Annotated in this window: 15 protein-coding genes and 1 tRNA gene; 3 read left to right on the top strand and 13 right to left on the bottom strand. The window is 60.0% G+C overall.

Annotated features, from left to right (window positions below; genetic code table 11):
- Positions 1 to 174: 174 nt before the first annotated feature.
- From PRI8871_RS14655 to PRI8871_RS14610, 10 genes are all read right to left on the bottom strand, one after another.
- On the bottom strand, positions 175 to 573 hold the full coding sequence (locus tag PRI8871_RS14655; protein ID WP_245897877.1) for a winged helix domain-containing protein: 399 nt from the start codon (positions 571 to 573) through the stop codon (positions 175 to 177).
- Between the two features lie 2 nt (positions 574 to 575).
- Positions 576 to 761 carry a helix-turn-helix transcriptional regulator gene (locus PRI8871_RS14650; RefSeq protein ID WP_108886992.1) on the bottom strand — a complete coding sequence of 62 codons (186 nt, stop codon included), beginning with the start codon at positions 759 to 761 and terminating at the stop codon, positions 576 to 578.
- A gap of 89 nt (positions 762 to 850) precedes the next feature.
- Complete coding sequence (locus PRI8871_RS14645) at positions 851 to 1,558, bottom strand: hypothetical protein (protein ID WP_108886991.1); 708 nt, start codon at positions 1,556 to 1,558, stop codon at positions 851 to 853.
- On the bottom strand, positions 1,555 to 2,751 hold the full coding sequence (locus tag PRI8871_RS14640; RefSeq protein ID WP_108886990.1) for a tyrosine-type recombinase/integrase: 1,197 nt from the start codon (positions 2,749 to 2,751) through the stop codon (positions 1,555 to 1,557). Before PRI8871_RS14640 ends, PRI8871_RS14645 begins: the two co-directional genes overlap by 4 nt.
- 213 nt (positions 2,752 to 2,964) lie before the next feature.
- Complete coding sequence (locus tag PRI8871_RS14635) at positions 2,965 to 3,996, bottom strand: AbrB family transcriptional regulator (RefSeq protein WP_108886989.1); 1,032 nt, start codon at positions 3,994 to 3,996, stop codon at positions 2,965 to 2,967.
- Positions 3,983 to 4,750 (bottom strand): citryl-CoA lyase, encoded by a 768-nt coding sequence (locus tag PRI8871_RS14630; protein ID WP_108886988.1) that lies wholly within the window; start codon positions 4,748 to 4,750, stop codon positions 3,983 to 3,985. The genes PRI8871_RS14635 and PRI8871_RS14630 overlap by 14 nt, the downstream gene beginning before the upstream one ends.
- Positions 4,747 to 5,949 carry a CaiB/BaiF CoA transferase family protein gene (locus PRI8871_RS14625; RefSeq protein ID WP_108886987.1) on the bottom strand — a complete coding sequence of 401 codons (1,203 nt, stop codon included), beginning with the start codon at positions 5,947 to 5,949 and terminating at the stop codon, positions 4,747 to 4,749. The genes PRI8871_RS14630 and PRI8871_RS14625 overlap by 4 nt, the downstream gene beginning before the upstream one ends.
- Positions 5,939 to 7,453 carry a tripartite tricarboxylate transporter permease gene (locus PRI8871_RS14620; protein WP_108886986.1) on the bottom strand — a complete coding sequence of 505 codons (1,515 nt, stop codon included), beginning with the start codon at positions 7,451 to 7,453 and terminating at the stop codon, positions 5,939 to 5,941. Before PRI8871_RS14620 ends, PRI8871_RS14625 begins: the two co-directional genes overlap by 11 nt.
- Positions 7,454 to 7,465: 12 nt before the next feature.
- Entirely contained in the window at positions 7,466 to 7,951 is a 486-nt protein-coding gene (locus PRI8871_RS14615; protein WP_108886985.1) for a tripartite tricarboxylate transporter TctB family protein, read from the bottom strand.
- Between the two features lie 78 nt (positions 7,952 to 8,029).
- Positions 8,030 to 9,016, bottom strand: a complete 987-nt coding sequence (locus PRI8871_RS14610) for a tripartite tricarboxylate transporter substrate binding protein (protein WP_108886984.1) — start codon at positions 9,014 to 9,016, stop codon at positions 8,030 to 8,032.
- Positions 9,017 to 9,119: 103 nt separating this feature from the next.
- Between PRI8871_RS14610 and PRI8871_RS14605 the strand changes: the two genes are divergently transcribed.
- From PRI8871_RS14605 to PRI8871_RS14595, 3 genes are read left to right on the top strand one after another with little or no spacing between them, the layout of a single operon-like run.
- A complete protein-coding gene (locus PRI8871_RS14605) occupies positions 9,120 to 9,785 on the top strand; it encodes a response regulator transcription factor (protein WP_108886983.1) in 666 nt (221 codons plus the stop codon).
- Complete coding sequence (locus tag PRI8871_RS14600; protein ID WP_108886982.1) at positions 9,782 to 11,173, top strand: sensor histidine kinase; 1,392 nt, start codon at positions 9,782 to 9,784, stop codon at positions 11,171 to 11,173. Before PRI8871_RS14605 ends, PRI8871_RS14600 begins: the two co-directional genes overlap by 4 nt.
- Entirely contained in the window at positions 11,137 to 12,159 is a 1,023-nt protein-coding gene (locus PRI8871_RS14595) for an ABC transporter substrate-binding protein (protein ID WP_108886981.1), read from the top strand. Before PRI8871_RS14600 ends, PRI8871_RS14595 begins: the two co-directional genes overlap by 37 nt.
- Before the next feature lie 41 nt (positions 12,160 to 12,200).
- On the opposite strand, the gene PRI8871_RS14590 is transcribed toward PRI8871_RS14595, so the two are convergent.
- The 3 genes from PRI8871_RS14590 to leuB all read right to left on the bottom strand — a co-directional run bounded on the left by PRI8871_RS14590 (position 12,201) and on the right by leuB (position 14,506).
- A tRNA-Pro gene (locus PRI8871_RS14590) sits at positions 12,201 to 12,277 on the bottom strand.
- Between the two features lie 45 nt (positions 12,278 to 12,322).
- Positions 12,323 to 13,270 (bottom strand): DMT family transporter, encoded by a 948-nt coding sequence (locus PRI8871_RS14585; RefSeq protein WP_108886980.1) that lies wholly within the window; start codon positions 13,268 to 13,270, stop codon positions 12,323 to 12,325.
- Positions 13,271 to 13,402: 132 nt separating this feature from the next.
- A complete protein-coding gene (gene leuB / locus PRI8871_RS14580) occupies positions 13,403 to 14,506 on the bottom strand; it encodes a 3-isopropylmalate dehydrogenase (protein WP_108886979.1) in 1,104 nt (367 codons plus the stop codon).
- Positions 14,507 to 14,565 lie beyond the last annotated feature (59 nt).

Here is a 14,565-nt window from a genome sequence, read left to right as displayed (position 1 = left end):
GCATAAACCCGTGCTTGCGTATGTGTCAGCCCGTGAAGCCGCATCAAACGGCGGATCTGTTTGGGGGTCATAGGTCGCCCTCCACCAGCAGAAGCAGCACCAGCAAGTAGAACGCCATGGCAAAAGGGATTGCCCAAGCCGGTCGCACACCAAAGCAAAGAAGTATCGTCAACATCACGCACCGCCCTTCCATTCAGGGGCCACTGCGCAGCGCAGGACATAGCGGCCATGGGTGCCGGGATAGGCCCCGCCGTGCGGCTCGGGGATGGTCTCGATCTGCACCCCGAGTTCGCGAAGCTGATGGATGTAATGGCTCCACCGGGGCGCGGGGTTGGTGATCGGGGTGCAGCCAGTGATGCCCGCGCGGCGCAGGTTTTCGAGCGCCCAGCGATTGCGACCCGAAACAACTATGCGGAACGGTGCGCCCGCCTTGGGGGTAACGATAAATGCCGTTCCTGCTTCCTTCGCACGGGATTTACGTGCTACGGTTCGGGGGCCTTTTTCCTTGATGGGTTTAGGCACTTTTGCCCCGGCGCGTTTGCAGACGTTGCCGGGGTTCCATTCACTACACATGATTACGCCACCTCCTTGCGAAGGTTGCGCAAATGCGCGTCGAGTTCATCTTCGGGCCAGTAATTGCGACCGCCCAATTTCAAGGGCTTGGGCAAACGGCCCGCCGCAAGGTCATCATAAACCGCGCTGCGTGAACGATTGCCCAGCTTGGCGCGTAGCTCGGTTAGGGTGAGGTACTTGGTTGTCATCACAGACTATCCTTTGAAGTTTGGATAAGCCCGAATGTGATGGATGTGGCATGGCAAAGCTTAACGAGCGTTGCCAACTTTTTGCGCTGCTACGGACCGAGCGCTTTTAAATCGCTCCGAACAGTTCGTTCCGACACTTCAATATCGTGTCGCTTTTTTAACTGAGTTTGCAACCAGCGACTCAAGGCACCCTTCGTAAGCTTCGTCTCACTGATGAGGTTTCGAACTAGCCCCCGCCGCCATTCAACATTTTGTTTTGCGGTTCTGTTTTGAGCGTCGCGCAAGTCAGAAAGTACATTCCGCTGTTTGCGGCCAGTAATAATTTGCTTCTTCCTTGAACGCCGCCACCGCCAGTCAGTTCGCAGGGAACCAATCTCGAACATCATCGAGTGGAAAAATGGTTTTCCGCCATCGCCTTTATTCAAGTGTTCCAATGCGAGCCTGCATTTCAAACCAATGCGAGCCGCATACCAAGCATCGGAAAAATCCTTGGTCATCTCTTGGACATAGGTTGAACCAAGTTTCCAACCAAATTTCGCCTTGCAAGCTTCACTTTTGGCGAATAGTCGCCACGTGCCATCCTGTTCAATGCAGACTTTGGCAGACGCGGCGGGCCACTCTTTTTCCTGCAGAACTGTGTCGCATGCATCGGCAAATGCGCGAAGGTCGTCCCAGAAGTTTCTAGATGCGCCTTCTGACAAAAGAGCGTCGATTTCATCTACGGTCATCTCTGAATGTCGAGTGACCTTCAGTTGCGACAGTTCATCCTCCGCTAGTACGACTTCCTCAACCTTCATTTCGCAGCCCCCACCAACTTAACCACAATTCCCGCGCCGCCGGTCACATGATCGGCCCAGCGCTCTAGCAGCACGCGTCTTTGCTCTAGAAAATCCGTGCGCCGGTAGGCACGCACTACGGCCCCGCCCGTTGCGTGGCCCAGCATGGTTTCTGCCACCTCGTGCGGGGCGTCCGTTGTCTCGGCCAGCCAGTCGCGCAGAGAGGACCGGAATCCGTGCGGGCGGGCCTCTAGCTTCATTCGTTTCATGTGCTGCGATAGCGTCATATCGCTTAGGACAGTCCCACGCGAATTGGCGAACAAGAAACCGTTGCGGGCAAAGGGGCTGGCCAAGTCAATCACCGCCAGTGCCTCGGACGACAGCGGTACGCGAAAATCTGAGGTAGCGCCTTTGCGGCCCTTCATCGCCTTTGCCGGTATAGTCCAGATATCACCGTCGATCTGTTCAAGCCGCAAGGTGCGCAGCGGGCCAGAGCGCACGCCGGTCAGGATTAGCAATCGCATGGCCAGTTGCGTGACGGTTTGTTCTGTCAGTGTGGCATAAAAAGCGGGCACCTCGGCCCATGCCATGGCTGGGATGTTCTGCGCCTCGTGTCGCGATTTCCCTAGCAGCGCCTTTGCCTTTTCGGTTGCCTGCAAATCGACATCCAAGCCCAGCGCCGCCGCGTGTTTCAGAACGATGCCTAGACGATTGAGCGCCTTTCGCGCGGTGTCGGCCTTTGTGTGCCACAGCGGGGCTAGCGTGTCGCGAATGTCGCGTTGGTCGATATCCTCAACAGGGACGCGGCCAAGTTTTGGCAGGACGTGAAGCTCTAGCGGGGAAAACCAGCGGCCCGCCTTCCCGTCACCCTTTAGTTCGGCCTTACGTGCCTCAAAGGCTTCCAAAGCTACAGTGCGCAAGGTTGGGTCTGCCCGCGCAGCTTCGCGTGCTTGCTTTTGGCGCTCCTTCACCGGGTCGTCGCCTCGCTCGGCAACGCTGCGCCAGTCGTCAGCCCGCCTGCGTGCCTGCGCCAAGGTTACAGAGGGATAGCCGCCCAAGCCCATTTCGCGCCGCCTGCCGTGAATGGTCATGCGCAAAACCCACTGAGCGCCGCCATTTTCGCGCTTAATGAGCCATAGCCCTTGGCCATCACAATGCTTGCCAGCCGGGGCGGATTTTACGAATGCGGCAGATAGTCGGTCACGTGCGGGCATGGGGCGTCCTGCATGGCGGTGGAATCGCTATCCACCTTCCTATCCACCCCTAGATATAGTATACTCCCGGACACCACAAGACATGGACCTACATGGAAATCATTTACAAACAGAGTCTTACACTTTTCACCGGACGCGAACATACAAGATAGGTCCTATATGTTGTGCCCTTCAGCGGCACCACTTCTTTCCCAAATCAATCAGACCGATTTACTAACCTTTGGACCGTGCTGCCGCCAATAGCGCCGGTACGATGAACGTCAGTAGTACCAAGCGCATGACGTGATGGGCGGCGACGAAGGCTGGGTCTAGGCCAAGGCTGACACCGATGGCGACCATCGCCTCTACCCCGCCGGGCGCGAAGGCGACGATCAAAAGGGCGGGGGATTCCCCCAAGATCCATAGGCACAGCCCGACCGCCGCCAATGCCATGACGACATTCACCACCGTGATCCAAACACCGGCCCATGCCACCGCCTTAAGCTGGCTCAGGCTTTGGCCGGAAAAGCGCGACCCGATCAGGATGCCCATCACCATAAAGGCGGCAACCGTCGCCCAGTCGGGCAAACGGCCGGGTGTCAGCTCAGAGCCGTGACCAACCGCGCTGACCAACATGCCCGCCAGCAGATAGGCCGCTGGCACCTTCAACCTCTGGAACATTGCACCGACACCAAAGGTCAGGCCCAGCATGACGCCTGCCGGAGCCAGCCCCATCACCTGCGGCGGCAGCACCTGCATCCCCGTTGCGCCGAACAGATGAGACACCAGAACCGGTACACAAAGCGTTAAAAACAACACGCGGATGCTTTGGACAACTGCGATGCGGGTCGTGTCGGACCCGGCCTCAACCGACAGCGCCAGAACATAGCTTAGATGCCCCGGCGCGGCGGCTAGCACCGCGCTGCGGCGATCAAAGTCAAACCAGCGCGTCAATCCGATCCGCGCAATGCGAATGCTGGCGATCAGGCTGATGCCCAACACCGCGATGCTGATTGGCCATGTGACGGCGCCCTTCAACACATCGGGCGTCACGCCGCTGCCGATGTTCAGACCAAGCAGGACAAAGGCCAGCGTGCGCAGCCAAACGGGCATGACGATGGTCACACCCAAAACGCCGGCAACGGATATAGTGGTCGCGGCCCCCGTCAGGGCGGCAGATGGAAAACCGATCAGCCAGAACACCACCGCCCCGAGAGCAGCAATCCCAAGCGAAAGGCCAAGCCCAACAAGGTCACGGTTTGTCATAGGTCCATCGGTACGAGGGCGGGGTCGGCCCCTTGTTGCGCCCCCCCTGCTGCGTTTGTTCCCAGGCATGGGCCAGAATCCCGACGGATCGGGACAAACAGAACAACCCGCGCGCAAGCGGAGCATCGAAGCCAAGCTCTGCATAGATGACTGCCGTCGCGCCGTCGATATTCATTGCCAGGGGACGGCCCTTTTGGTCGGACACCCATGCCTGAATGCCTTCGGCCAGGTCGGCAAATCCGCCGTCTACAACGCCTTGTGCAGCGGCTTCGCGCACCAATGCCATCAGGCGCGGCGCGCGTGGGTCGGTGGGCTTGTGAAAACGGTGGCCAAAGCCCGGCAGGATCTTGCCGTGTTCGGCCTGCCAGTCTGTCAGCGCCGCGCCCAAATCGCCACTATGGCTGCGCACGAAGTGATACATCTCAACCGCTTGCTGGCCTGCCCCGCCATGGACATCGCCCAGCATATTCACTGCGCTTGCCATGGCGTTGTTCAGGTCCAGCCCGCAGGTTACTGCCATCCGTGCTGCCGCGATCGAGGGGGCTTGCGGGCCGTGATCCACCGCTGAGACAAGCGCTGCCTCAAACAATGCCGCCTGCGCCTGCGATGGCATATCGCCCCGCACCATCAGCCAGATCATCTGCGCAAAGCTGACGTTGCCGATCAGGTCTTGCACCGGGTGGCCGCGCAGGTTGATCCGGCCCGGCTCCATCTCGATGATCGACGTCCGCCACCAGTCACTTACGTCGCTCATATCACGCCCTCCTCGCGCAAGGTTTCGATCTGCCCTTGTGACAGGCCAAGCGCCAGCCAGACCTCACCGTTATGTGCGCCCAATGCGGGCGGCGGGCTGGCGGGCGTGGGTCTTGCGCCATCGACCATCACGGGCGATCCAGCGACGCGGAGCGCTTCGCCGTCGCAAGTAACTTCGGCGATCAAACCTCGATCCACGATCTGCCGTTCGCCTAGGATTTGCGGCACGCTTAGAACCGGGCCGCAGGGCACGCCAAGCGGGTTTAGCTCGGCCACCCAATTGGCGGCCGGTCTGCGGGTCAAAACAGTCTCTAACTCTGCCCGAAGTGACAATCTGTTGCGCTTGCGATCCTCGCGCGTGGCGTAGTCGGGATCAGTCAAAAGATCGTCGCGCCCAAGGTGCTTGGCCAGTGTTTGCCACTGTTCATCCCGGTTGGCAGCAATGTTGATCGGCTGGTCGGCGCAGGCAAATGTGCCCGACGGGGCCGAAGTGGTGTTTTCGTTGCCATTGGCCGCCGGGACGGTGCCGCCGATCAGATAGTTCGACACGACCCAACCCATGGTAGCGATCACCGATTCCGTCATCGAGATATCAAGGAAAGCCCCGCGCGGATTGGCGTTCAGCGCCGAAGACACCGCAAAAGCCGCCGTCATCCCCCCAACGGTATCGGCCAGCGGATAGCCCACACGCAGCGGCGCGGAACTGGCATCGCCAGTGATCGACATAACGCCGGACATGCCCTGCACGATCTGGTCATAGGCCGGGTTGTCTTTCCACGGGCCATCTTGGCCAAATCCGCTAATGGCGCAGTAAATCAGGGTGGGATTGACTTGCTTTAGGGTCTCATATCCCAGCCCCAAACGGTCCATCACGCCGGGGCGAAAGTTTTCGACCAGCACATCGGCGCTGGCCACAAGTTGCTTTAGCAGGTCTTTGCCCGCTTCGGCCTTCATGTCCAAAGTCACGGATTTCTTGGCGGCGTTCTGCGCCAGAAAGCTGATGCCCATTCCAGCAGCGTTGCGCTTGGCATCTGCGCCAAGGACGCGGGCCAGATCGCCACTGCCGGGGCGTTCGACCTTGATGACGTCGGCCCCCAATAGCGCCAACTGGTAACAACAAAACGGCCCGGCCAATACGTTCGTCAAATCAAGAACGCGCACCCCGGTCAGGGGTGCGCGTGTGTTCGTCTCAGTCGCCATCGGCTACGCCTTCTTGTCGTGCCTTGGCGCGGCGGGCGCGGTAGCTTGGCACGACCACCAAAAGCACGGCCACAACCAACAGCCCCATCGTCATCGGACGTTCCAGCACAAAGGCGATCCCGTCATAGAGCTGCATCGAGCGCGAGAAGTTGTCTTCGAGCATACGGCCAAGGATGAAGCCGATCAGCAGCGGCGCCAGCGGATAATCCGCAAAGCGCAGGACGGTCGCACAGATGCCAAAGCCAACCAGGATCAGCAGTTCCGTTGCGTTGTTCTGCCCGATGTAGCTGCCCATCAGGGTGAAGAACAGAATGAACGGGATCAGGTAGTTGCGCGGAATTGCCAGAACCTTGGCGATGTAAGGGATCAGCGGCAGGTTCAGAATCAGCAGGATCAGGTTGCCGATATACATCGAGATGATGACCGACCAGAAGATCTGAGGCTGGTCCACCATCAGGCGCGGGCCCGGCGTCACGTTCAGCGCAATCAGCGCGCCCAGCAAAATCGCCGTTGTGCCCGACCCCGGAATGCCCAGCGTCAGCAGCGGCACGAACGACCCGGTACAGGCGGCGTTGTTCGCGGTTTCAGGCGCGGCCAAGCCTTTGATTGATCCTTTGCCGAACTCTTTCTGCTCTTCCTTGGTGGCAAGGTTCCGTTCCACCGCATAGCCCAGGAAGGAAGCGATGGTTGCCCCGGCCCCCGGCAGAACGCCGATGAAAAAGCCTTGGATCGATTGGCGGCCAATGACCGGCGCGATCTTGCGGGCCTCTTGCCGGGTGATGCGCAGATCGGTGATCTGGCCGCCGTCGCCCGTTGCCGAACGGGACGGTTTGAGAACCAAGAACAGCGCTTCGGGCAAGGCGAACATCGCCATGGCCAGCGTGATAAAGCTAAAGCCGGACTGAAGATCCATCAGGCCCATGGTAAAGCGCGGCATGTTGAACAAAGCGCCTTCGCCTACGGTTGCCATGATCAGGCCCAGCAGCGTCATCAGAACAGCCTTGGCCACGTTGCCGGTGCCCGCAAAGGCGGCAATCGCCGACAGGCCCACGACCATCAAGGCAAAGTATTCAGCCGAATGGAACAGCAGCGCCACAGAGGACAGCATCGGCGCAAAGATCATCAGAAGCAGCGCGCCGATCGAGCCGCCCATGAACGACGAAATGGCCGCAATTGTCAGCGCCTTACCGGCCTTGCCCTGCCGGGCCATTGGATAGCCGTCAAAGCTGGTGGCGACAGTGCCCGCCACACCCGGTGCGTTCAGCAAGATCGACGAGGTCGAGCCGCCAAAGATCGCACCGTAATACACACCGGCCAGAAGGATCAGCGCGGCAGAAGGATCGCCCAAAGTAATCGCAACCGGGATCATGATCGCGATGATCGACATCGGGCCAAGGCCCGGCAACATGCCGATGAAAGTACCGATCAGACAGCCGCCAATCACCATCAAGAGGTTGGTCAGCGAAAAAGCCGTGGATAGGCCAATCAGAAGTCCGTCAAGCATTGTAGCCCCCCATTAGCCCAGAAACAGCGGCAGCGGCCGCAGGAAGATGCCCAGAACGCCTTCGACCAGATACCAGACGATACCGGTGGCCAAAGCTGCGATGGGGATCAGGATGTAGACCTTACGCTCGCCCAGGATCACGGCGCCGATGGTCAAAAAGCCAACGGTCGACAGCAGGAAGCCGGCAGGGCGCAACAGCAGCGCATAGGCCACCATCAACCCGATCAGCGCCAGCGCAGGAAACAGATCGTAATCCATCAGGCGGCGGTAATCGATGTCCGGTTCTTTTTCTTCGGTCGCCGGTTTTTCCAAGCCCAGCACGATCACCAGCGAGGTGATGATCGACAGAACGGCCAAAACTTTCGGGAATGTGCTGGGCCAGATCGGGTTGCGCTGCATGAACGGCGGCAACAGCTGATCCATAGTGAAATAGGCGGCATATCCATATGCCAAGGAAATGCCGAGGATGATCAATGCGATCCAACGGTCAAGCGCCATGGTCCCCTCCTTCGGGCAAGGCTGTCGGGCCCGGCAGGAGATCTGCCGGGCCACGGATGTCAGAGTAGGGTGATGCCCTTAGAGGAAGCCCAGTTGCTTCATCAGGTCACCAATGGCTTTTTCCTGTGCTTCCAGGAAGTTTTTGAAGTCGTCACCCGAGTTGTGGATGTTGACCCAGCCATTGCGTGCACGAACCGCTTCCCACTCGGGGGTGTCGTACATCTTGGTGATGGCATCTTGATAGGCCGCCAGCTTGTCTTCGGGCAGGCCAGGAGCCGCAAAGAAGCCACGCCAGTTGACAAAGGTCGTATCGATCCCCTGCTCTTTCATGGTCGGCGCATCCCCATAGGCTGCCACGCGATCATCCGCAGTCACGCCAAGGATTTTCACCTCGCCCTGCTGCGCCAGCGCGACCGCTTCCGAGAAGCCGGTGGACAACGCCTTGATTTCGCCCGACAGCAGCGCCGCCATTGCTTTGCCGCCTGCGTCATAGGGGATGTACTTAACGGCGGTCGGATCTTCGCCCGCTGCCTGCATCACCATCGCGGCAACCAGGTGGTCCATGCCGCCCGGAACCGAACCGCCACCAACGGCGGTGCCGTTCGGATCTGCGCGATAGGTTTCCAGCAGGTCGTTCATGCTGTTGATCGCGCTGTCTGCGGGAACAACAATCGCGGCGTAGTCACCGATGGTGCCAGCAACCAGCGTCAGATCGCGGAAGCTCTGCGGGAAGACGCCGGTCAGCGAACGGATGATGATCGGGGTCGAGTTGACCATCAGCGTGCCGTGATTGCTCTCGGCGTTTTCGATCAGGTAGCCGATGGCTTTGCCGCCGCCGCCGCCCGACATGTTTTCATAGCTGGCCGAACCGACCAGACCCGCAGCGGTCAGCGCCTCGCCGGTGCCACGCGCGGTGCCATCCCAGCCGCCGCCGGCGCCGCCGGGAACAAGAAAGTGGATGCTGTCAACAACCTGATGGCCGCCAGCATAAGCCGGTGCGCCGAATGCGATTGCCGCGGTAGCGGCCGCCAGAAGGGCGCGACGGCCCATTGCAAACTTGGTCATGGTTTCCTCCCATTTGACAACGGCGCTCCTCAGCGCCCATGAAGGAGGGATAAACAGCGCCAAGCTGACATAAACCTGACACCGGATAGGATTGCCCCGAGCGATGCGGTTTCTACTTGTCGAAGACAACCATCAACTGGCCCAAGCCGTCTGCGATCGACTGACGCTGGACGGGCATGTCGTAGACCGTGCCGAGGACTTGGCGACCGCCGATGACTTCATCGCAACCACCGAATATGATTTGATTTTATTGGACATCATGCTGCCCGATGGCGATGGGCGCGACTTCTTGCAAAAGCACCGCGCCGCCCGTCATCCGACGCCCGTAATCGTCCTGACAGCGCGGTCCGAAGTTTCTGACAGGGTGGGCGTTTTAGACCTTGGCGCGGACGATTATATCGTCAAACCCTTCGACTTTTCCGAGCTTGAGGCCCGCTGCCGCGCCGTTTTGCGTCGCCAAAGTGGCGGCGCCAGCAACGTTCAGATCTTCGGCGATGTGTCTTTCGATGCGCTGGCCTGCACGCTGACCGTCGCCGATCAGCAGATCAGATTGCGGAACCGCGAATTGCGCCTGTTTGAGATTTTCATCGGCGCACCGGATCAGGTGTTCTCGAAGTCCAAACTGGTGGACCGGCTGTTTTCCTATGATGCCGATGTCACCGAGAACGCGATTGAGGTTTATGTCGGCCGCCTGCGCCGCCACCTGCGCGGCGCGCGTGCCCAGATCGTCACGGTGCGCGGGCTGGGTTACAGGCTTAGTCTGACATGACGGGCGCCGTGCGAAAAAAGGGGTCGATCCGGCGGCGGCTGATCATTCAACTGCTGGGCGGGGCGGCCTTGCTGGCGATCCTGATGTTTGTTGTGGTGCGGCTCTATGCGCGGGATCTGGCCGCCGACAGTCAGGACGAAATCCTGTCGGCCTCGGTCACCTCGATCCTTGATGCCGCAGCGGTGCGCAACGGCACCTTGGCGCTGGATATCCCCTATTCGGCCTTTTCGATGTTGGGCAATGTGAGTGACGACCGGGTGTTCTATACCGTCACCCGCAACGACGCCTTCGTAACGGGATATCAGGATCTGCCAACGCCGCAGCAGGGCCGGATCAGCGAAACGCGGTTTCGCACCGCCACCTATCGCGACGTGGAAATCCGCATGGTCACAGCCGCCCGCCGCCTGTCCATCGCAGGCGTTCCCGAGGTCGTCGAGGTCACGGTGGCCCAGACCCGCGACGGGCTGCGCCAAACGCTGAATGAGATTTCCCGCACTGTCGCGATGTTCGGCATCGGGTTCTTTTTGTTGGCGGCCTTTCTGGGCGTGTTGGCCGCGCAATCGGCGATTGGTCCGTTGCGGCAGTTGGCGGGGTCCGTGTCGCGGCGCGGGCCCGAGGATCTGCGCCCGGTCACCGCCCGCGTGCCCGAGGAAATGGCCCCGCTTGTCGCCGCGCTCAATAGCTTTATGAGCCGATTGAAAGCATCACTGACCCGGTCCGAAGACCTGATCGCCGAGGCCGCCCACCGCGTGCGCACCCCCTTGGCCACCGTGCGCACACAGGCGGAAATCACGTTACGCCGGGTCGATAAGCCGGAAAACCGACAGGCAGTGCGCGAAATGATCCGCGCAATCGACGAAAGCTCGCGCGCGGCGGGGCAATTGCTGGACCACGCGATGGTTAGCTTCCGGTCTGAACATCTGGAAACCAAGGGCGTGGACCTATGCCGCCTTGCCTCGGACGCGGTTGAGCGGCTGCGCCCCATGGCGGATCTGCGCGATATCGACATTGAATTAACCCTGCCGGGTGAACCGCAGATCCTGCGCGGGGATGCGATTTTGCTGCAAAGCGCCCTGCTGAACCTGCTGGACAATGCGATCAAATATTCGCCCACCGATAGCACTGTTCGCGTCGTCGTATCGGGCGATGGCACCGCAGGCCGCGTGATGATCCGCGACAGCGGCAAGGGCTTTGCCCTTGGCGAACTCAAGACCCTGACACAGCGCTTTGTTCGAGGCGGCAACACCTCGGGCGTGGTCGGGTCCGGCCTTGGCTTGACCATCGCCGACGAAGTGGCCCGCGCCCATGGCGGTAGTCTGAAATTGGAAAACGCAAAAGAAGGAATCGGAGGATGCGCAAGTTTGTCCTTCTTGCTGGCCTCGCGCTGATGTGGCTGGCCGCGCAGGCCACCGCCTATGAGATCGAGGACCGCCGCAGCTTTGGCCCGGACGGGGCCAGCCGCACGCTGCGCATAATCTCGACCGGGGATGCCAGCCTGTTTGAACCGATCCTGACGTCTTTCCTGCAGTCAGAACCAAACCTGCGCATTGATTACGTGGTGGCCAGTTCGACCCAACTGAGCCGCGCTATTCATGAAGACGGCGCGGTGATGGATGTGGCATTATCGAGTGCGATGGACCTTCAAACCAAGCTGGTCAATGACGGCTACGCGCTGCCGCACCGGTCCAACGCCACCAGTTCGTTGCCCACCTGGGCGCGGTGGCGTGATCATCTGTTTGCCTTCACCCAGGAACCGGCCGCCATCGTGCTGAACCGGGCCGCCTTTGACGGCCTGCCAATGCCCCGGACCCGGCAGGATCTGATTGCCCTCATGCGCGCCAACCCCGACCGGTTTGAGGGGCGCGTCGGCACCTATGATGTGCGGCAGTCAGGGCTTGGCTATTTGTTTGCCACGCAAGATGCCCGCAGTTCTGAAACCTACTGGCGCCTGACCGAGGTGATGGGCGGGCTTGGGGTCAAGCTCTATTGCTGTTCTGGCTTGATGATCGACGATGTGGTGACCGGCGATCTGGCCGTCGCCTATAATGTGCTGGGAAGTTACGCGCAGGCCCGGCCCGAAGAGACCCAGATCGAAGTCCTGCTGCCCGAAGATTTCACCACCGTCATGCTGCGCACCGCGTTCATTCCGGCCTCTAGCGAATTGCCGGATATAGCGGGGCGGTTCATCGACCACCTTGTGACGCGCCAATGGGACAACGCGCCGGGGCTCAGCCAAGTGTTCGAAGGGGCCGAACTGACCCGCGATGACCAAGCCCTGCGTCGCATCCGGCTTGGACCGGGATTGCTGGTGTTTCTCGACGGGTTCAAAAAGCAGGCCTTCTTCGAAGAATGGCGCAGCGCGGTGTTGCAATAGCCCGAAAAAACAAAAGGCACCCAATGGGTGCCTTGTTGAATTGGTCGGAGTGAGAGGATTCGAACCTCCGGCCCCTGCCTCCCGAAGACAGTGCTCTACCAGGCTGAGCTACACTCCGACCGTGAGGCGCGGCTTAAAGAATGCGCTGCGCTTTGGCAAGAGGCTATGTGCGAGTTTTCCACCTTCTGAGAAACGGGGAAATGCGGAATGACGCCGCCGTAGACGCCCGCGACCGGGTTCGCAGGACCGGCTGTTTCGACGCTCCTCCTTTGGCGCTTTCGCGGAAGACGATGTAGATGCCCGAGGCGATGATGATTCCCGCGCCAAGGATAGTGGGGCCATCGACGGTTTCGCCGAAAATCACATAACCATACAACGTCGCCCACAGGATCTGGGAATATTGCATCGGCGCGACGATGGCCGCTTCAGAGTTTTTGTAGGCCGCAATTAACAGCAAGCCGCCGACGAACCCAAACAATGAAATGATGCCGATACCGCCCAGATGTTCGATCGGCATGGGTTTGTAGTTGAAGGCCAGAACCGTCGCCATCACCAAGAAGTTCGCCGCCATCGGATATAGCATCAGAACGACGGTTCGTTCCTCATTGCCGATTTTACGAACGATGATCGACGCCATGGACCCGAAGATCGCGCAGCTTAGCGCGGCAAGGTGGCCAAGGGTCAGGTCCGTCGACCCGGGGCGCAGCACCACGATCACCCCCAACAGGCCGACCAGAACCGCAATTCCGCGGCGCATCCCGACCTTTTCGCCCAAAACCGGGATGGACAGCAAAGTAATCAGCAGCGGCTGGGCAAAGATAATGGCATAGGTCTGCGCCAGCGGCAGAACCGAAAAGGCGTAGAACGCGCTCAGGGCCGTAATCACCGAACAGCCCGTCCGTATGGCCGTCCACCAAGGGTGCACAGGCCGCAGATTGCCATGGGTGTCGTCCTTCATCAGCATGAAGGTCACCAAAGGAAACGAGAATAAGGTCGCGAAAAAGATGATCTGGAACGGCGCATACGTGGCCCCAAGCAGTTTGATCACAACGTCGTGGGTTGCGTAAACCGCGAAGGCCATCAGGGCGTACAGGGCACCTTTGAAGTTCATCGGACTGCTTTCTCAGATCTTGGTGTTAGCGCTAATCAATACGGATTCGCCGCTTCGTTCAATGGGCGGTCTTGAAAAGAAAAGGCGCGGGACTGACCCGCGCCTTTAGGATTAACCGTGTTGGCCGGTCTGTCAAAGGCTGGCGGTCAACGCCTCGACGATCTTGTCACCCATTTCCGAGGTCGAGACCGGCGTTACGCCATCTTCGCCCAGAAGGTCAGCGGTGCGCACACCATCGGCCAATACCTTTTCGATGGCTTGTTCCAAGCGGGTCGCCTCATCGCCCTGATCAAAGCTGTAGCGCAAGGCCATGGCAAAGGACAGAACGCAGGCGATCGGGTTTGCCTTGCCCTGACCCGCGATGTCGGGCGCCGAACCGTGTACCGGTTCGTACAGCGCTTTGGGGCGGCCATTGGCCATCGGAGCACCCAGCGACGCCGACGGCAGCATACCCAACGAACCGGTCAGCATGGCTGCGGCATCCGAAAGCAGGTCGCCAAACAGGTTGTCGGTAACGATCACGTCGAACTGTTTGGGCCAGCGGCAAAGCTGCATCGCGCCTGCGTCGGCGTACATGTGGCTCAGCTCTACCTCGGGGTAATCCTTGCCGACTTCGGTCACGACTTCGCGCCACAGAACGCCCGATTCCATGACGTTGGCCTTCTCCATCGAGCACAGCTTCTTGCCGCGACGCATGGCTAGTTCGAACGCCGAACGCGCCACGCGGTCGATTTCCGACTCAGTGTAGCGCTGGGTGTTGATGCCCACGCGTTCGTTGCCTTCTTCGATAATGCCGCGCGGCTCACCAAAGTAGATGCCCGAAGTCAGTTCCCGCACGATCATGATGTCGAGGCCGGCAACCACGTCTTTTTTCAGCGACGAGAAATCGGCCAGCGCGTCAAAACACTGCGCGGGGCGCAGGTTGGCGAAAAGATCCATTTCCTTGCGCAGACGCAGCAGGCCGCGTTCAGGTTTCACCGAAAAATCAAGGTTGTCGTACTTCGGGCCACCCACAGCGCCCAGCAGCACCGCGTCAGCCTCTTGTGCGCGGGCCATGGTTTCGTCAGTCAGAGGCGTGCCATGTTCGTCATAGCTACAGCCGCCAACAAGGCCTTCGCTCACATCGAAATTCAGGCCGCGGTTTTCACCGTACCAATCAATGACTTTGCGAACTTCGGCCATGACTTCGGGGCCGATGCCGTCGCCGGGCAGGATAAGAAGCGAAGGGTTGCTCATGCGTCTGGTGTCCTTTGGTCAAATTCCTTGCCAACCGCCTATCCAACGGGCGCGAAATC

Origin of the sequence: Pseudoprimorskyibacter insulae (assembly GCF_900302505.1) — a bacterium.
GTDB lineage: Bacteria > Pseudomonadota > Alphaproteobacteria > Rhodobacterales > Rhodobacteraceae > Pseudoprimorskyibacter > Pseudoprimorskyibacter insulae.
The sequence above is the reverse complement of the archived record's forward strand: the minus strand, read 5'-3'. Positions and strand labels throughout refer to the sequence as shown.